At 41.7% G+C, this 17,148-nt stretch carries 16 protein-coding genes and 2 pseudogenes; 6 read left to right on the top strand and 12 right to left on the bottom strand.

The annotated features are described in order from the left end of the window. Positions 1–214 precede the first annotated feature (214 nt). The 4 genes from rplT to thrS all read right to left on the bottom strand — a co-directional run bounded on the left by rplT (position 215) and on the right by thrS (position 3,350). Positions 215–559, bottom strand: a complete 345-nt coding sequence (gene rplT / locus Q0192_RS16180) for a 50S ribosomal protein L20 (protein WP_299291033.1) — start codon at positions 557–559, stop codon at positions 215–217. A gap of 75 nt (positions 560–634) precedes the next feature. Further along, positions 635–835 carry a 50S ribosomal protein L35 gene (gene rpmI / locus Q0192_RS16175; protein ID WP_299291031.1) on the bottom strand — a complete coding sequence of 67 codons (201 nt, stop codon included), beginning with the start codon at positions 833–835 and terminating at the stop codon, positions 635–637. 18 nt (positions 836–853) lie between these two features. After that, positions 854–1,423: a translation initiation factor IF-3 gene (gene infC / locus Q0192_RS16170; protein WP_299291029.1), complete on the bottom strand. Its 570-nt coding sequence runs from the start codon at positions 1,421–1,423 to the stop codon at positions 854–856. A gap of 1 nt (position 1,424) precedes the next feature. After that, positions 1,425–3,350 (bottom strand): threonine--tRNA ligase, encoded by a 1,926-nt coding sequence (thrS, locus tag Q0192_RS16165; RefSeq protein ID WP_299291027.1) that lies wholly within the window; start codon positions 3,348–3,350, stop codon positions 1,425–1,427. Positions 3,351–3,746: 396 nt separating this feature from the next. Between thrS and Q0192_RS16160 the strand changes: the two genes are divergently transcribed. Then, positions 3,747–4,484, top strand: coding sequence for a hypothetical protein (locus Q0192_RS16160; protein WP_299291025.1), 738 nt, complete (start codon positions 3,747–3,749; stop codon positions 4,482–4,484). A 15-nt stretch (positions 4,485–4,499) separates the two neighbouring features. Here Q0192_RS16160 and Q0192_RS16155 read toward each other — a convergent pair. The 7 genes and pseudogenes from Q0192_RS16155 to Q0192_RS16125 form a co-directional block, all read right to left on the bottom strand. Beyond that, positions 4,500–4,589, bottom strand: a pseudogene (locus tag Q0192_RS16155) (Fe-S oxidoreductase); the annotation flags it as partial. Between the two features lie 36 nt (positions 4,590–4,625). Continuing rightward, positions 4,626–4,793: a hypothetical protein gene (locus tag Q0192_RS16150; RefSeq protein WP_299291023.1), complete on the bottom strand. Its 168-nt coding sequence runs from the start codon at positions 4,791–4,793 to the stop codon at positions 4,626–4,628. A 20-nt stretch (positions 4,794–4,813) separates the two neighbouring features. After that, positions 4,814–5,692 (bottom strand): hypothetical protein, encoded by an 879-nt coding sequence (locus Q0192_RS16145; protein WP_299291020.1) that lies wholly within the window; start codon positions 5,690–5,692, stop codon positions 4,814–4,816. A gap of 306 nt (positions 5,693–5,998) precedes the next feature. Then, entirely contained in the window at positions 5,999–6,178 is a 180-nt protein-coding gene (locus Q0192_RS16140) for a type II toxin-antitoxin system YoeB family toxin (protein WP_299291018.1), read from the bottom strand. Further along, entirely contained in the window at positions 6,160–6,411 is a 252-nt protein-coding gene (locus Q0192_RS16135; protein WP_299291016.1) for a type II toxin-antitoxin system Phd/YefM family antitoxin, read from the bottom strand. Before Q0192_RS16135 ends, Q0192_RS16140 begins: the two co-directional genes overlap by 19 nt. A gap of 75 nt (positions 6,412–6,486) precedes the next feature. Next, positions 6,487–7,215 (bottom strand): annotated as a pseudogene (locus Q0192_RS16130) ((Fe-S)-binding protein). After that, positions 7,216–8,553 (bottom strand): MFS transporter, encoded by a 1,338-nt coding sequence (locus tag Q0192_RS16125; protein ID WP_299291014.1) that lies wholly within the window; start codon positions 8,551–8,553, stop codon positions 7,216–7,218. A gap of 38 nt (positions 8,554–8,591) precedes the next feature. Here Q0192_RS16125 and Q0192_RS16120 point away from each other — a divergent pair, with 38 nt between their 5' ends. Genes Q0192_RS16120 through Q0192_RS16110 form a run of 3 tightly spaced genes read left to right on the top strand, consistent with a single transcriptional unit; the run spans position 8,592 to position 10,684 of the window. Further along, positions 8,592–8,906, top strand: a complete 315-nt coding sequence (locus Q0192_RS16120) for a hypothetical protein (RefSeq protein ID WP_299291012.1) — start codon at positions 8,592–8,594, stop codon at positions 8,904–8,906. Further along, positions 8,906–9,295: a hypothetical protein gene (locus tag Q0192_RS16115; protein WP_299291010.1), complete on the top strand. Its 390-nt coding sequence runs from the start codon at positions 8,906–8,908 to the stop codon at positions 9,293–9,295. The genes Q0192_RS16120 and Q0192_RS16115 overlap by 1 nt, the downstream gene beginning before the upstream one ends. Positions 9,296–9,328: 33 nt before the next feature. Then, positions 9,329–10,684: a bifunctional PIG-L family deacetylase/class I SAM-dependent methyltransferase gene (locus Q0192_RS16110; RefSeq protein WP_299291008.1), complete on the top strand. Its 1,356-nt coding sequence runs from the start codon at positions 9,329–9,331 to the stop codon at positions 10,682–10,684. Here Q0192_RS16110 and Q0192_RS16105 read toward each other — a convergent pair. Continuing rightward, positions 10,656–11,855 (bottom strand): glycosyltransferase family 2 protein, encoded by a 1,200-nt coding sequence (locus tag Q0192_RS16105; RefSeq protein WP_299291006.1) that lies wholly within the window; start codon positions 11,853–11,855, stop codon positions 10,656–10,658. The two genes, Q0192_RS16110 and Q0192_RS16105, sit on opposite strands and share 29 nt — an antisense overlap. Before the next feature lie 252 nt (positions 11,856–12,107). Between Q0192_RS16105 and Q0192_RS16100 the strand changes: the two genes are divergently transcribed. Together Q0192_RS16100 and Q0192_RS16095 are read left to right on the top strand one after the other, a co-directional pair. Continuing rightward, positions 12,108–16,070: a Pls/PosA family non-ribosomal peptide synthetase gene (locus tag Q0192_RS16100; RefSeq protein ID WP_299291004.1), complete on the top strand. Its 3,963-nt coding sequence runs from the start codon at positions 12,108–12,110 to the stop codon at positions 16,068–16,070. 382 nt (positions 16,071–16,452) lie between these two features. Beyond that, complete coding sequence (locus tag Q0192_RS16095; protein ID WP_299291002.1) at positions 16,453–16,941, top strand: hypothetical protein; 489 nt, start codon at positions 16,453–16,455, stop codon at positions 16,939–16,941. The last annotated feature ends 207 nt before the right edge of the window (positions 16,942–17,148 follow it).

Genomic DNA, 17,148 nt, shown 5'->3' with positions numbered 1-17,148 from the left:
CCTAAATAGGTGTAAAAATCTATTTCTCCCTGAGAAGTTTTGGCGTGGAAGTTCGGCGCTTTATCGCCTAATCTTAAACTCATGATGTTAAAATTTAGTGTAAATAATACTATACTAAAGTAGTAGGGAATTCTGTCATAACAAAACGATAATTCAACAAAAAAGGGAACTCAGATGAGTTCCCTTTCCTTAGTCTAAAGCAGACAGGTTTAATTTATTTTACGGCGTCAACCACGGCTTTAAAAGCTTCCGGATGGTTCATGGCCAAATCAGCCAATACTTTACGGTTTAACGTGATTTGTGCACTGTTTAATTTTCCCATTAATTGAGAGTAAGATATGCCATGCTGACGTGCACCAGCGTTAATCCGCTGAATCCACAATCCTCTGAATTCTCTTTTTTTGGTTTTACGGTCTCGGTAAGCGTATTGTAAACCTTTTTCAACGGTATTTTTGGCAACGGTATAAACCTTGCTGCGCGAACCCCAATAACCTTTGGCGAGGTTCATTATTTTTTTTCTGCGTCTGCGGGACGCTACTGCGTTTACTGAACGTGGCATTTTTTTAAATTTTTGGTAGTGGGTGTTTCAATCAAGAAAACTTGCGGAACCCGAATACCTGGTTAAACATTTTTGTTATTTACCGATGCAAAGCATCCGTTTTACGTTGCCCATATCAGCGGCAGATACCAAGCTGGTGTGGGTAAGGTTACGTTTTTGTTTGGTAGACTTTTTAGTTAGGATGTGGCTTTTAAAAGCGTTTTTCCTTGCAATTTTACCGGTTCCAGTAAGCTTAAAGCGCTTTTTGGCACTGGAATTGGTTTTCATTTTTGGCATAGCTGTTTTTTTAAACTTTTATTTTTTTGCTGCTTTAGGTGCTAATGTAAGGAACATCCGTTTGCCTTCTAATTTTGGCAACTGTTCCACTTTTCCAACGTCTTCTACGGCTTGGGCAAAACGGAGCAGTAAAATTTCGCCCTGCTCTTTATACACAATTGCCCTTCCTTTAAAATGGACGTAAGCCCTCACTTTTTCGCCGGCTTCTAAGAATTTTTGGGCATGTTTCAGCTTAAACTCAAAGTCATGGTCGTCAGTGTTCGGGCCAAAACGAATCTCTTTGATAACGGTTTGCTTGGCATTGCTCTTAATTTCCTTCAGCTTCTTTTTCTGTTCGTAAATAAACTTGTTGTAGTCTATAATTTTACAAACAGGTGGTGTTGCGTTCGGGGAAATCTCTACCAGGTCCAATTCCTGCTCTTCCGCCATTGCCAAAGCAACTCGGGTGCTAAAAATTCCGGGTTCTACGTTGTCGCCAACTAAACGAACTTCAGGAACCCTGATAAACTGGTTGATATTGTGTTCAGCTTCTTTCTTTTTAAAAGGTGGCCTCGGGCCCCTGCTGAAATTTGGTTTGCTTAATGCCAAGTTATACGGTTATTTCTTTTTCTATTAATGATTTAAAATCTTCTATTGCCATACTGCCTAAATCCCCTTCGCCATGTTTTCTTACTGAAACTGTGCCTTCTGCCGCTTCCTTTTCTCCAACGATAAGCATGTATGGAATCTTCTTCACTTCTGCGTCGCGGATTTTTCTGCCGATCTTTTCGTCTCGCAAGTCAATAAGACCGCGAATATCGGATTTTTTTAAAGCATCTGAAAGTTTTTTTGCATATTCTTCATATTTTTCCGATATAGGTAAAATTGAATATTGCTCCGGCGTTAACCACAATGGGAAATTGCCGGCACAATGCTCAATCAGCACAGCCACAAACCTTTCCAACGAGCCAAAAGGCGCACGGTGGATCATTACCGGCCGGTGTTTCTGGTTGTCGCTTCCGGTGTATTCCAGTTCAAAACGTTCGGGCAAATTGTAATCTACCTGGATCGTTCCCAACTGCCATTTCCGGCCCAAAGCGTCTTTCACCATAAAGTCCAATTTTGGGCCGTAAAAAGCAGCTTCACCAAATTCGATGACGGTTGGCAAACCTTTTTCGTGTGCTGCTTCAATAATTGCAGCTTCTGCCAAAAGCCAGTTTTCGTCTGAGCCTATGTACTTGGTCTTATTTTCCGGATCACGAAGAGAAATTTGAGCCGTGTAATCAGCGAAACCTAAAGCTTTAAATACATAAAGCACTAAGTCAATCACTTTTTTAAACTCTTCTTTTACCTGGTCCGGGCGACAAAATAAATGTGCGTCATCTTGCGTAAATCCACGAACGCGGGTTAAACCGTGCAATTCTCCGCTTTGTTCGTAACGATAAACGGTTCCAAACTCTGCAAAACGAACCGGCAGATCTTTGTAAGAACGCGGCTTAGTTTTGTAAATTTCGCAGTGATGCGGACAGTTCATCGGTTTCAAAAAGAACTCCTCTCCTTCCTGTGGTGTTTTGATCGGCTGAAAAGAATCCGCGCCATATTTTTCGTAATGGCCGGAAGTTACATACAAATTTTTATGTCCGATATGCGGTGTAATTACTTGTTCGTAACCAGCTTCTTCCTGTGCTTTTTGCAAAAAACGAACGAGTTTTTCGCGCAATGCAGCTCCTTTTGGCAACCATAAAGGCAAACCCATGCCTACTTTTTCGGAGAAAGCAAAAAGTTCCAGTTCCTTGCCCAACTTCCGGTGATCGCGTTTTTTGGCTTCTTCCAAAAAGTGCAGGTAATCCGTCAGCTCACTTTGCTTTGGATAGGTAACGCCGTAAATCCGGGTCAATTGTTTGCGCGTTTCATCGCCGCGCCAGTACGCGCCGGCCACGCTCATCAACTTAATTGCCTTGATAAAAGAAGTATTCGGGATATGCGGCCCGCGGCACAGATCCGTAAAGTTTCCCTGAGAATAAAAAGTAATCGAACCGTCCGGCAAATCCTTGATCAGGTCCAACTTGTACTCATCGCCTTTTTCGGTGAAGTATTCTATGGCATCTGCTTTGGAAACCGGTTTACGGATATATTCAGATTTGGTTTTGGCCAGTTCCGCCATTTTATCTTCGATCTTTTTAAAATCATCCGAAGAAAAAGGCTGATCGCCAAAATCAACATCATAATAAAAACCGGTTTCGATAGCCGGGCCGATCCCAAGTTTTACGCCCGGATATAAAGCTTCCAAAGCTTCGGCCATCAAATGCGCTGATGAATGCCAGAAAGTGGCTTTTCCTTCGGTATCGTTCCAGGTCAATAAACGGATTTTGACATCTTCTTCAATCGGGCGACTGGCATCCCAAACTTTGCTGTCGATTTCGGCAGCCAAAACATTCCGGGCCAAACCTTCGGAAATGGAACGGGCAACCTGCATGGCAGTTATGCCTTTGTCGTACTGGCGGACAGAGCCGTCGGGAAGTGTTAAGTTAATCATCTACAACTATGATTTAGATTTTTATGTGGTAAAAACAGTATTATCACCTACAAAGTGATTTTGGGCAAAAGTAAGGTTTTGGGTGAGAAATATCATAATAACTACAAACTCTGACAGTGTTCGCCTTTGAATTTGCTTAGTTACTGATATTTCTTATTTATCAATATTCGTCCTAATCATGGTACTGTTTCCAAATGTATGATGACTATTAAAGCAGATAATAATCCTTCAAAATGTAAAACTAATTTAGCTGTAAAAGTGAAAATATCAGTTCTGATTTTATCTGCTTTTTTAACCAATTTTATGCCATCATACATTTAGAAACACAACCCTAATCATATGTGTTATATTGTTAAGAAAGGCATAAAATCTAAATTATATATTTGATGGATAGATATGAGTGAAGAATTAGGAAACATTGAATTCAATTTAACGAACTTAATAACGGGTCTAACTTTGTGTTCTTTTGTTTTAGGAATTACTAATTTGACAGTGTATTATTACTTCTTTAGTTTTAATGTATTTGATTATATAGAATTGTCTGAAATAGCAATTCGTGTAATCAAGGACGGAATTATGATTTTATTACCAATAGTGGTATTAGTAATTTCTACACTTTTTTTCAATGGTAAGACTATAATTAGTTCACCCGCACGTAGTAATAGAAATGTTAATAAACTTGTGCGGTACTTGATAATTACTGGCTTTTTACTATTAGCAAGTTTTATTTTTTACGAGTATATCACAAGTAAAATTTCACTACCATTTTTTTTATATTTTATATTTAGCTTTTTTACAACGTACGTCTGGGAATTGCCTTTTGTAATAAAAAAGAAGTTAGAATTTAATTTTGGAATTAAGATAAATATGTTCAGTTTAATTTTATTATCTGCTGTAATTTTATGTCTAACCGGTGGTATTTTAAACTCTTTAATTAAAGTAGATTCTGTTAAAGACAAACATGCTTATACAGGAACTTACATCTTAATTGGCAAAGACACTATAATATCGACGAAAAGATATTACTACTTCGGTCGTACTAATAACTATATTTTCTTTTATAACGAAATAACTAAAGCTACTGATGTTTATCCAGGAAAAGACATTAATAAGGTAAGCATTAAATTTAACTAAACTGATAAATCCACCTCAAACATTCCCCCAGCCACCGGCCAAAACATCGGCCAGGTGTACTGTTTTTATCGGCAAATTATTCTTGTCGCTATAACCTTGCAAATGCCGATTTGTAATTTTTATTGATCTGTTGTAGGATATCTAAAGCTTTTCAATTTCTTCGATAGAAATTTTGGTAAACCTGGCAATTCGATGAATAGGAAAATTGTCTTTTTTCATTTCGTGGGCTATCGCAACAGCTTCTTCATGTTTGCCTTTTTCGATGCCTTTCTTTTCAATCCGGTCCAATAGAAATTCTTCGATGCCCATCACTTTAACTTTGATTATACTTAAAGCTTTTCAATTTCATCAACAGGAAGTTTAGTGATTTTCGCAACAAACTCAATAGATAAACCTTCTTTTTTTAGTTCGCGGGCGATAACAATGGCTTCTTCATGTTTGCCTTTTTCAATGCCTTGCTTTTCAGCCCTGTCCAATAAAAATTCTTCGATGCCCATGGTGATACTTTTTTCTGTTAAACTACTGATCTCTTGTTCAAATTTAGTAAACATCTCCTGGTTTTCAAAATGCAGGTAATACCGCAAAAAGTTCATTACGCGGCGTATTTTGTCCTTTGGCATTTGTTTGTTCAGCAGGCGTTTGGCTAAAGCATATGCCAGGTCAAATAATTGCTGGTCTTCCAGTTTCTTGCTGGCCAGCACCAATTTGGCCGATAAAATAGCCATAGCAAAAGGGTTGTTGCTTGCCTCAAGTGCTGCATCGTTCTGGTCGAGGATTTTATAAGTGTTGTAGCTGTAGTACACCTTTGTTCCGAGGTACGCTCTTTCATAAAATTTAGGATGGAAATTCTTACCGGAATCGGCAAAAATAGCAAATGCGGTAATTGGTTTGTCATACCGGTCCAGGATGCGGTAATAATACTGGAACATCCTTTTGGCGAAATCCTGATCGGTGTAGCCCTGCACTTCCACGTGTATCAGTATCCATTCTTCCTGCCTGTTCTGCGTAAATACCTTAACTAATTTATCCACATAGCGCGGCGCATACTGGTTTTGTTCCGGTGGAAACAACTGTTCAAGCTCTTTGTCCAGGTATTCAAACCCTTTTTCAAGGTCAAATATTTGTTCTGCATTGGGATAAAAGAATTTTAAAAAATCATCAAACAGATCTTCTAAAGCAGCTTTCCAAAGGATATCATTACGGTTCATGCAGAAAAAATTAAAAGCTTCGAATGTATCCGAATTATTGATTAGTAATGATGCATGAATTTATTCCAATGCTTCTTTTACCACCTAAAAATCAACCTCAAACATTTTCATAGTTGCTTGCCTTAACATTAGCCAAGTATAATGTGTTTTATGGGTAACTTATTTTTGTAGATAGAGCCTTTCAAATTGGATATTTTATAAAACTTACTTATCGCCATAATGCCCAACAGCCGATACAACAAAAACCGTTACCACAGCTTCATCAATGCTATAAACCAACCTGTCTTTTTTATTGATTTGCCTTGACTAATAACCAGATAATCCAAACCTTAATTGTTCAGGTTTTCCTATTCCGGTTTGCGGATGTTCGGCTAGTTCTTCAAAAATAATTTCTATTCTTTTGATAGATGCTTTATCGCCAGATTTTTCAAGTGCTTGTAGTTCTTTTTGAGCGATCTTTTCGACTACTATAATATACTTGCCCATATATTTTGGGGGTCAGTAATTGTTATTGTTTCGCCACTTTCAATACTTTTCTCAGCTGCTTTCACCCTTTCGAGCAGCGCCGGGTTTGTAGATAATGCCTCGGCATCTGATAGCGGTGTTAGTAGGTACGCTTTATCTTTTCCACGTTGCACCACAATTTGAACGTTTGTATCCAACAGATCAAAATATTTCTTTTGGTTGTTTCTAAATTCTTTGCTGCTGATGACTAACATATTAATTTAACTAATTGTACTAATATAATATTTTGATTAGAAACCAATACTTCTTTTACCACCTAAAAACCCACCTCAAACATTGCCCCAACCACCAGCCAAAACATCGGCCAGGTGTACTGTTTTTACCGGCAAATTATTCTTATCAATATATCCCTGCAAATGCAGCAGACAGGAAGCATCGGTAGAAATGATATAATCAGCTTCCAAGGCCAGCGCCTGATCTACTTTTTGCTATGCCGTCGCGGTAGAAATGGCATCAAATTTAACGGCAAAAGTTCCGCCGAAACCACAGCAAGTGTCACTATCGGGCAGTTCCAGCAATTCCAGTCCGTGCACTTTTTCAAGCAATTTTCGCGGCTCGGCTTTGATTTTGCACTCGCGCAAAGCGGAACAACTGTCGTGGTAAACGGCTTTGCCTTCCAGTTCGGCGCCAAAATAATCTTGCTCCATTACGTTGACGAGGAAATCAGAAAGTTCGTGGATGTGGTTTTGGATCGAACGGCATTTGTTGTGCACGGCCGTGTTGGTAAACAAATCATTGTAATAGTTTTTGACCATGCCGGTGCATGACGCAGATGGCGAAACGATAAAATGCTGGTCGGTAAAATCATTCAAAAATTTGTTGCCAATGGCTTTGGCATCGTCCCAAAAACCGGCGTTAAAAGCTGGCTGGCCGCAGCAAGTTTGGGCCGGGTTGTAAATCACTTCGCAGCCCACTTTCTCCAACAATTTTATGGTGTTAAAAGCAGTATCCGGATAAAGCTGATCAATAAAACAAGGTATAAATAATTCAACTTTCATTTAGTTTTCCGGATTTTTGAGGCTGTAAAACTCGGCATTATTGCTAAGATTTTTTTCGCCGGATCGTAAAGAAAACAATAAAACGAAACCGATGACGAACAAAATGGTAAGGAAAAGGATCGAATTGCGCATGTTTCCCGTTAGTTCTTCAATAAAGCCAAAACCAAACAAACCGGCCACAATAGCCACTTTTTCGGTTACATCGTAAAAACTGAAAAACGAAGCCGTGTCGGGAATGTTTTCTGGCAAAAACTTAGAATACGTTGATCTGGAAAGCGATTGGATGCCGCCCATCACCAAACCAACAATCACCGCCAAACCGTAAAACTCGGTAGCGGTGGTGATGAAATAAGCAAAAACGCAAACGCCGATCCACAGTAAAACCACGGCCATCAGTACGGGCGTGTTGCCGTATTTTTCCGACATTTTCGACATCAGCGTTGCGCCGCCGATAGCCACCAATTGGATAATCAGGATAATAGAAATCAAAGCTGAAGTGCCTAAATGCAGCTCCTTTTCGCCAAAGTTTGCGGCCACCAGCATAATGGTTTGCACGCCCATCGAGTAAAAGAAAAAGGCCGGTAAAAAACGCTTCAGCAAAGGCATGTTTTGCACTTTGGCCCAAACGTTTTTCAGTTCCTCAAAACCGTTGTGTACTTTTTGCTGATTAATCTTGTTAAAGTTCGGGCTTCCTTTGGGCAGTACTTTAAACGGAATTTGGGCGAAACCAATCCACCATAACCCAACCAATAAAAAGCTTAACCGCGCCGGAAAAGTGGCATCAACAATACCAAAAGTTTTGGGCGACAACACAAACACAAAGCAGATGATCTGCAACAAAACGCTGCCGATATAACCGTAAGTAAAACCTTTGGCGCTGACCGCATCCTGCTGGTCAACCGTTGCAATTTCGGGCAGGTAAGAGTTGTAAAAAACAGCTCCTCCGCAATAACCAATGGCGGCAATGGCAAAACAAATCACGCCGATTTCCAACGTATCCAACTTAAAAAAATATAAACCGCAGCAGGCCAAAGCGCCAAGCCAGGTAAAAAACTGCATATACGTTTTTTTATTCCCGCGGTAATCGGCAATGGAAGTTAAGATGGGCGTTAAAAAAGCGATGACGAGGTAAGCAACCGCCAGCGCGTAGTTGGAAAGCGCGGTGTTGACAAAGCTTTTTCCGAAAAATAAAACTTTATCGCCATGTTCTTTTGTTGTAGTAATTGCCGTATAATAGGCCGGGAAAATGGTGGACGTGATGACTAAATTGTAAGCAGAATTTGCCCAATCAAACATGGCCCACGCCTTGATGGCCTTTTTGTTATTTTTGATCTCCATACTTCCCGCAAAGTAAGTATAATTTAAGAAAACCGGAATTGACGAACAAACAGGAAATAAAATGCCCGCATTGCCATGAATGGACTTTATGGCGAGGACATATTGACGACCGCTGTTTGTACTGCGGCGAGTTCCTGGAAATCGAAAATTTTACCAAATCGGTTGAAACCAAAATACAACGCGAGGTAAAAAAAGAGGCAGATTTTTTGTTTGTTCGGGAAGAAGACAGCCCGTTTGTCAAAAAACTCAAGACAAGATTGCGCCCCATCCGCACGGCTTTTTACTATGCGCAAATCGGTTTTGTGGTTTTCATTTCGGCGCTTTTATGGTTAATCGGTATCCTTTCAGCTTAATGATGAAGACACTTTTAAACCCTTGGTTTTTAGTTTTTTGTGTACTGTGGATGGTTTTTTACGCAGCGAAAATCAGCCACCATCCGATACTGTTTTTACACGGACATTTTACGGATTTGCTGGCCGTGCCTGTCGTGTCCAACCTCGGGCTTTGGTTTCAACGAATTTTTGCCGGTAAAAGAAGCATCTATGTTTTAAAACCCGGACACGTTATTTTTATCGTGGTTTATATTTCTTTGGTTTTTGAGGGGTTTTTGCCGAAGTATGATCCGCAGAAATACACCGGCGATTGGCTCGATATTTTGCTTTATGTTTTGGGCGGCCTGTTTTTTTTCTTCGTGATGAACAAACCTGTCGTAAAAACAGCATCACGCTCAAGCTTCAATTAAAAACAAACTTTAGCTGGTTGCTGTATTACGATTATGGTAACCAAAACGGAGCGCAAAAACTGGCAGCAACAGGCTACCGAAATTTCAGCCGAAGATTTAAAACAATTTGGCACAACCGTAGTCATCGCACCGCACGAAGACGATGAATCGTTGGGTTGCGGAGGAACAATTGCCTTGCTTCGGCAATTGGACGTTCCGGTTTTTGTTGTTTTTGTAAGCGATGGCAGCAAATCTCACCCGAACTCTAAAAAATATCCCACAGAAAAATTACGGGAACTGCGCGAAACGGAAGCGTTAAAGGCTTTGCAGATATTAAATGTCCCTGCCGCCAATGCTTCTTTTATGCGGTTAAAAGACACGGCCGTTCCCAATCTGGCTTCCCCTGATTTTGATGCTGCTGTACAACAAATGCTGGAAATATTAAAAGCCATCAACCCAAAAACGATATTGGTAACCTGGGAAAAAGACCCGCACCCAGATCATCGTTCTTCCTGGCAAATCCTAAATCAAGCCGTACTTCAACTTAAAATACAACCACGGATTTTACAATATTTAATCTGGATTTGGGAATTAGGAAAACAGGCAGATGTTACTCAGCATGAATTAGTTAAATGGTTTCAGGTAAATATCAAACCAGTAATGGAAATCAAGAAAAAAGCGGTTGAAGCGCACCAATCGCAAATCGGCCGTTTGATTGATGACGACCCGGAAGGCTTTATCCTTTCGCCCGAAATTCTGGTTCATTTTGATTATGACGAGGAACTTTTTATCGAAAGCAAGCCTTCTGTTCCTGCCCATCCTGAAAAAACCAATTCTTTATCAGCCGATTTTTTTAATGAATTTTACAGCCACGGCGATGACCCTTGGCATTTTGAAAGCAGCCCTTACGAACGGAGCAAATACAAGGCAACACTTGCTGCTTTGCCCCGCGAAACTTACCAAAGCGCTTTTGAAATTGGTTGTTCCATTGGTGTATTGACCAAAATGCTGGCGCCAAAATGCAAAAAACTATTGGCCGTAGAACCGGCGGATGTGCCTTTGCAAAAAGCAAAAGAAAGGCTGAAAGATGATGTACATGTCAGTTTGCAAAAAATGTTTGTGCCACAGGATTTTCCGCAAGAAAGTTTCGATTTGATCCTGCTTTCCGAAGTCGGTTATTTTTTGAGTTGGGAAGACCTGCAGAAACTGGCCGATTTAATGACCGAACATTTAGAACCGGGCGGACAATTGTTGCTTGTTCATTGGACACCGGTTGTGCCCGAATTTCCGCTTACTGGAGACGAGGTGCACGATTACTTCCTGAATTTATGCCGGCAAAAGAAGCATCTGAAACATGTGCTGCACCAGCGCCACGAAAAGTTCAGACTGGATCTGTTTGAAAAGAATTAACAGGACCATTGTTTACAAACTCCCGAAAAGCAATAATCGCTTCGGTAATATGCACCAGTTCCCATTTTTTGCCCCATTTTCCTCGGCCTATTTTCTTGCGTACATTTTCCCAAAACTGGCCGAAATATTGGTTGGCCACCAGCTCTTTGTGCAGCCAGTTTGGGTTTACCAATAAATCTTCGGCAACTTTTTTAAAGGCTTCCTGGTCATAAAAACCATTTTTCAGGTATTCTTCCCGGCATTGCCGCAAAACCCGTTTGCTTTTAAATTTGATGATCCACGCTTCAGCCTGTTCCACTTCCTGGGTGTGGCCATAACGCGTGTAGCCCGACCATCGCCGCAACTGTTCCGAAAAACCAACCTTTACCCGGCCCGACATTCGGGTTGAAGTATAAGCTTTCACAGCAGGCGTTTTCCGGATCCGCACATCCATGCGCTGCAATGCCTGGTAAAAAGCATTGTCTTCCAAAAAAGGCAATGCCGGCAATCGCCCAACTTGATGATAAACAGGACAAGTAACAGCCATGCTTGCCCCAAAATACTGGTAATGCCGCGGCCAGGGATCGTGTTCTTCCGGGTCTATCATCGCTTCTGCCCTGGCCAATAAACTGCGGTAGGCCACATCGCGCAAATGGTACAGCCTTGCTTTTTTCTGGTTGCTGTACGTCAAAATCCGGCCACCAACCGCATCGCAGCCTTTTTCAATTTCTTGCAAAATATGGTAAACCCAGCAGTTATCCACAAAAGTATCGCCATCGGTGGAAGCAATAATGCCGTTGCTGTTTCCGGCAGCAGTTAAACGGCGGTAAGCTTCGTCCATCAACAGCCTTCGCACAAAACCAATGTTTGCTTTGGAAGGGGGAAGTTTGATTACCGCTACATGCAATGCAAAACCAGGGTATTTTTGCTGGTAATTTTTTGCGATGTCGAAAGTTTGGTCGCTGCAATTATTGGCCAAAAGCAAAACTTCGTAATTCAAAGGGTTTAAAGGTTTTCCGCAAGTATCGGTTTGTAAACGCAAGGCATCCAATGTTTTACGCAGGTTGCGGGCTTCATTACGTGCCGGAACAACAATAGAAATTTTTAATGAATTTGCCGGGGCTTTGGCTTGGTTAAAAACACCCGAATATTTTGTAGTTTTTGGGTTAGAGGCTAAACAATCAGTCTGCATTTTTAAGTTCGGTAGCGTAATTACTAATTTTTAGGTGATAAAAACAGTACTGCCCTACAACCAATACATTAAAAAATTGTTGGTTTAAGATGAAATTTATTGCAGGCACAATTTATTAAACAAGTTGCTGTTGTAAATTTAGCCCAATCGGTAAATTTAAATTCCCGATAGTTAAAGTTTGTTTCTTAAGTTTAAAAACTTATTCTATTGGCTTGTAACAAACCAAAATTAAAATTACCTGTCTCAAACCGTATGTCAACTTCTACCCTGCTCAATAATAAAACCAGTATCCTGAAAGGTATTGACCGTCCGGATTTTATCCGCAATGAAACTTTAGTTGATCAGTTCCGCCAATCTGCCCAAAAACATGCGATAAAAACAGCATTGATTTTTGGCGAAGAAACGCTTACTTACCAGCAATTAAACCGTTGGAGCGATGCCATTGCCGCTGACCTGGCCGAAAGAGGCATCAAAAGGGGCGATAAGGTGGGCATTTGGTACAAACGCGGTTTGTGTTTGCATGCGGCCATTATCGGAATCATCAAAGCTGGCGCTGCTTATATCCCGGTTGACCGTGAAATTCCGGCCGAACGCGTAGAAACGATTTTTACCGAAGTAGAAGCCAATGCTTACATCAGTGCCGATTTGTTGAACCTCGATTTCCCCAGGTTTGATATCCGCTCGATGCCTGCCGCTGATGAAAACATTATTGTTCCCGAAGGCCCTTTACCTGATAACTTGGCTTACGTTTTATATACTTCCGGCAGTACGGGCAAACCAAAAGGCATCCCGATTGGCCACCGGCAGATTTGCCATTTGGTACGGTCTGAGCAAAGCGTGATCAACATCCAAGAAACCGACCGCGTTTACCAGGGCTTCTCCGTTTCTTTTGATATGTGGTGTGAAGAAACCTGGGTAAGTTATTTTGCCGGCGCCACGCTTTGGGTGGCTGATAACACGACTTCAAAAGCAATTGACGAGTTGAGCGATGTGTTAAACCGCGAAAAAATAACGGTGCTGCATGCCGTGCCAAGTTTGCTGGCGGTAATGGAAGACAATATCCCATCGTTGCGTTTGGTGAATGCCGGCGGCGAAGCTTGTACCGTTCAGGTTTTAAACCGATGGTCAACCCCAAACCGCATTTTTTACAACAGTTACGGCCCGACGGAAACTACCGTGAGCGCTACTTTTGCGCCATTAAAACCCGGCGACCCAATCAGCATTGGCGATCCCCTTCCAAATTACAACTTGGCCGTTGTTGATGAAAAGTTAAACTTGCTGCCGTTTGGCGAACGCGGCGAACTGGTGATTTCCGGTCCCGGTGTTGCCGAAGGTTACGTAAAACTGCCACAGTTGACTGCTGAAAAGTTTGTGCTAAAAACAGCATCGCTTGCAGATATGCCAGGCGACCGGATTTACCGTACCGGAGACGCAGCTTTAATTAAAGAAGACGGCAGCATTGAGTTTTTAGGAAGGTTTGACGACCAGATCAAACTGCGTGGCTACCGCATCGAGTTAGGCGAAATAGAAACCAAACTTGCCGGTTTGCAGGACGTTTCGGCAGCAGCAGTTGCCGTAAAAAAAGACAGCGCAGAACAAGAGCAGTTGGTGGGCTACATCGTTACCGAAGGCGGCATCGAACTGGAAGAAAACCTGCTGCGCCTGGAACTGGCCAAGGTTTTGCCATCCTACATGGTTCCGGCTACCATTATGCGCTTGCCGGAAATGCCGCGTATGCCCAGCGGAAAAGTAAACCGCAAAGCTTTGCCAACGCCCGAATCTTTACTGCAAAACACCAATACCGACGCAGAAGAGAATTTGGATTTGAACGCGCCGCTGCCCGACCGCTTGCTAAATATGCTGCGCAAAACTTTCCCCAATAAAACCATTGACCTTTCGATGGATTTTTTTGATGACCTTGGCGGACATTCTTTGCTTGCTGCCGGTTTGGTTTCGCGTTTGCGGCGCGAAGGCGGCGTGCCAAAAGCTTCCTTGCGTGATATTTACCTGCATCGCCCACTGCAAAAACTGGCCGAAGTTTGGGAGCAGCAAACACCGGTTGATAAAAAGCCCGAGCGCAAATTTCACAAAGTAAAACCTTTAAATTATTACTTGTGCTGGGCAGCGCAAACGATGGCTCTCTTTTTTATTTATGCTGTTTTTGCCGTGCAAATTTTCGTGCCCTACTTGGGTTATTATTACATCGAACAGGAAACCGGCCATTTGGGTTATGCCATCCTCACCGCGCTCGTGATGTTTTGCTTTGTGCCGATTTTGTTTTCGCTTACCTCTATCGGCACAAAATGGCTGGTCATCGGCAAAATGAAAGAAGGCGATTACCCTTTGTGGGGAAGCTATTATTTCCGCTGGTGGCTGGTTAAAACGGTGCAACGCCTGCTCACCGTTCAGTTTTTAAACGGAACGCCATTGTATCCGGTTTATTTAAAAATGTTGGGCGTAAAAATTGCCCCTGATGCGCAGTTAAGTAATTTTACCATCGGTGCCGAAGATTTAATCACGATTGGCAGCGATGTCAGCATCAGTTCTAACGTCAATTTAAATAATGCTGTGGTTGAAGATGGGTTGTTGAAGATTCGTTCTATTGCTTTAGGCCATCATGCTTATATCGGCACCAGTTCTATCATTGCTGGTGGCGCTGCCATGGAATCCTGGACGGAATTGCAGGATTTAAGTTACCTGGCGGAAGGAAAAACTATCCGCACCGGCGAAGTTTGGCGCGGCAGTCCGGCAGAGTTCAGGGAGAAAAAGAACCTTTCCGATTTTCCGCAGCCGCTTTTCGTATCCGGCAAAACTTTAACAAAATACAAAGCTTTGTTCTCGTTTTCGCTGCTGATATTTCCATTTGTTATTTTGCTGCCGCTGCTGCCAGCCATCATCACCATCAACAAACTGGACAACGCCGCGGATGATTACGATTTTACCTACATGGTCCTCGTGCCTTCGCTGGCTTTGGTTTACATCCTGCTTTTTACGCTCGAAACCATTGTGCTTACCCGTTTGCTGCAGCGCAACATCAAGCCCGGCAAATATCCGTTGTACAGTATGTTTTATTTCCGCAAATGGTTTGCCGACCAGTTGATGTCCATCAGTTTAATTGTGCTTCACCCAATTTATGCCACGGTTTATGTGTCGGCTTTTTTCCGCGCTTTGGGTGCTAAAATTGGTAAATACACCGAAATTTCTACCGCCAGTAGCGTTACGCACCCTTTGTTAAAAATTGGCAGCGGTTCTTTTGTGGCCGATGCCGTTACTTTGGGCGAATCCGACGTACGCGGCCAACAATTGATTTTGGATTATACCGAAATCGAAAACAACAGCTTTGTGGGCAACAGCGCGCTTATTCCGCAAGGTTATAAATTGGGCAGCAATATGTTGATCGGTGTTTTGTCCATTCCGCCGGAAAAAAGCGATTTAGACCAAAGCGGCGCAAAAGATTGGTTTGGCTCGCCTTCCATTGCTTTGCCGCGCCGCCAGGAGAGCAACCCTTTTTCTGCGGAATTGACTGCCAGGCCGCATTGGGCGCGGTTTATGGCGCGTGCCACTGTCGAGTTTATCCGTATTATTTTGCCGGAAACTGCCATCATCATCTTTTCCATCTTTTTTATTGCTTACACCCACGATTTGGTAACCGAAAACCCGTGGTGGAAAATCATCCTGCTTTTCCCGCTCTACTACCTCGGCTTTATGGGCTTGCCTGCTTTTTTTACCACAGTTTTATTAAAATACGTTCTTGTAGGTCGTTTTAAAGCCCAACAAAAACCAATGTGGAACTGGAAAGTATGGCGCAGCGAAGCTATCACCACCACATACGAAGCTTTGTCAATCCCCTTTTTGCTGGATTATTTGCGCGGCACGCCCTGGCTGCCTGTTTGTATGCACATTTTGGGCGTAAAAGTGGGCAAACGCGTTTGGATGAACACCACCGACATTACCGAGTTTGATATGGTTACCATTTGTGATGATGCCGCTTTAAACGAAGACTGCGGCCCGCAAACCCATTTATTTGAAGACCGCGTAATGAAAGTAGGCAGCGTAAAAATTGGCGCCCGCAGTTCCATCGGTGCCGGCACCATTGTTTTGTACGATACCGAAATTGGCGCCGATTGTAAAATTGATGCTTTGTCATTAGTGATGAAGGGCGAACGCTTGGCCACCGGAACGGACTGGACGGGAAGCCCGGTGCAACCGGCGTAATTTTGAGGTAGTAAAAGAAGCATGCTGTTTTTACCACAAGGTTTTAAGTACTTGTTTCTACTGCGTATTTTGTATTGTTGCCAACACGACAATACAAAATACGAAGTGCGCATTCTGTATTGTTAAAAATTGAACAATACAAAAAATCGAAGTACGCATATTGTATTGTTTAAGCAAGAAATCAATAGGTTTTAAGCATTTTTAGAACTGGTAACAACATGATAGCCAGCTTCGTATCAATAATATTGGGATTGCATTTTTTTATGCAAATAAAGATTTTGAACTTGTAACCGAGATACCGAAAGGTGCGTATATTTATGAGTTGTAGGCAACCTTGCATGACGCATAGAACCAACTTATAGAATTATAGACATCATAATAAATGAGAATTATTCTGACAATTTTTATTTTTCTTATTTCAAGCGGAACTGTATTTTCTCAATTGATATATGAGTTTGACATTGCTGCTGACGTTTCCGGCTGTTCAAATGTTTCACTTCAAAAAATATCAAAAAATAGACAATACGAACTTATAATCGAAATCAATCACATTGACAGCTTACCAATATCTAAAGAATTTGATTTGGCAAAATATTCAAATTATGTGAGCATATATTTAAACAAGTATCCTAAAGGAAACAAATACATTCGCCAAATTTGTGATGATGTATTAATCATATATAAGAGAGTTTACAAGCCTGACAGATTTATTGCAAAAGAAGGTAAAATAATTATCAGCCAATGGAATGGTAAAGACTCTGTTATATCTCTTTCCATAAATAATGCAAGTTTAAAAGACAAGTTAGGAAAACAACTAAAATTGCCTTTTGAACAGTTCAGCCAAATAACAGTTGGATGGGAAGGAGGATAATAAATCAAAACAAAAAGGCTGCCTACAACATTGATTTGGCAAAAAACTGGCTGACGAATTAAACATCAACCTTTGTTTTGCTATTTTGCTTCAGTTTCAGCCGAAGAAACAGAAATTTAGCTGGTAAAAGAAGCATCAACAATTGATTATTAATTTAACTTTGGTTTGGGCTGACGGTTTTCAAGTTCCAGTTCTTCACCAAGCCCT

It is taken from the genome of uncultured Mucilaginibacter sp., assembly GCF_937859865.1.
Lineage (GTDB): Bacteria > Bacteroidota > Bacteroidia > Sphingobacteriales > Sphingobacteriaceae > Mucilaginibacter_A.
The sequence above is the reverse complement of the archived record's forward strand: the minus strand, read 5'-3'. Positions and strand labels throughout refer to the sequence as shown.

Coding starts and splice junctions, on each gene's coding strand:
- Q0192_RS16115 (WP_299291010.1), top strand. CDS start 8,906: ATGATGAAGACACTTTTAAACCCTTGGTTTTTAGTTTTTTGTGTACTG.
- Q0192_RS16150 (WP_299291023.1), bottom strand. CDS start 4,793: ATGGGCATCGAAGAATTTCTATTGGACCGGATTGAAAAGAAAGGCATC.
- Q0192_RS16135 (WP_299291016.1), bottom strand. CDS start 6,411: ATGTTAGTCATCAGCAGCAAAGAATTTAGAAACAACCAAAAGAAATAT.
- Q0192_RS16145 (WP_299291020.1), bottom strand. CDS start 5,692: ATGAACCGTAATGATATCCTTTGGAAAGCTGCTTTAGAAGATCTGTTT.
- Q0192_RS16160 (WP_299291025.1), top strand. CDS start 3,747: ATGAGTGAAGAATTAGGAAACATTGAATTCAATTTAACGAACTTAATA.
- Q0192_RS16125 (WP_299291014.1), bottom strand. CDS start 8,553: ATGGAGATCAAAAATAACAAAAAGGCCATCAAGGCGTGGGCCATGTTT.
- Q0192_RS16095 (WP_299291002.1), top strand. CDS start 16,453: ATGAGAATTATTCTGACAATTTTTATTTTTCTTATTTCAAGCGGAACT.
- Q0192_RS16105 (WP_299291006.1), bottom strand. CDS start 11,855: ATGCAGACTGATTGTTTAGCCTCTAACCCAAAAACTACAAAATATTCG.
- rpmI (WP_299291031.1), bottom strand. CDS start 835: ATGCCAAAAATGAAAACCAATTCCAGTGCCAAAAAGCGCTTTAAGCTT.
- thrS (WP_299291027.1), bottom strand. CDS start 3,350: ATGATTAACTTAACACTTCCCGACGGCTCTGTCCGCCAGTACGACAAA.
- Q0192_RS16100 (WP_299291004.1), top strand. CDS start 12,108: ATGTCAACTTCTACCCTGCTCAATAATAAAACCAGTATCCTGAAAGGT.
- Q0192_RS16140 (WP_299291018.1), bottom strand. CDS start 6,178: ATGGGCAAGTATATTATAGTAGTCGAAAAGATCGCTCAAAAAGAACTA.
- Q0192_RS16110 (WP_299291008.1), top strand. CDS start 9,329: ATGGTAACCAAAACGGAGCGCAAAAACTGGCAGCAACAGGCTACCGAA.
- rplT (WP_299291033.1), bottom strand. CDS start 559: ATGCCACGTTCAGTAAACGCAGTAGCGTCCCGCAGACGCAGAAAAAAA.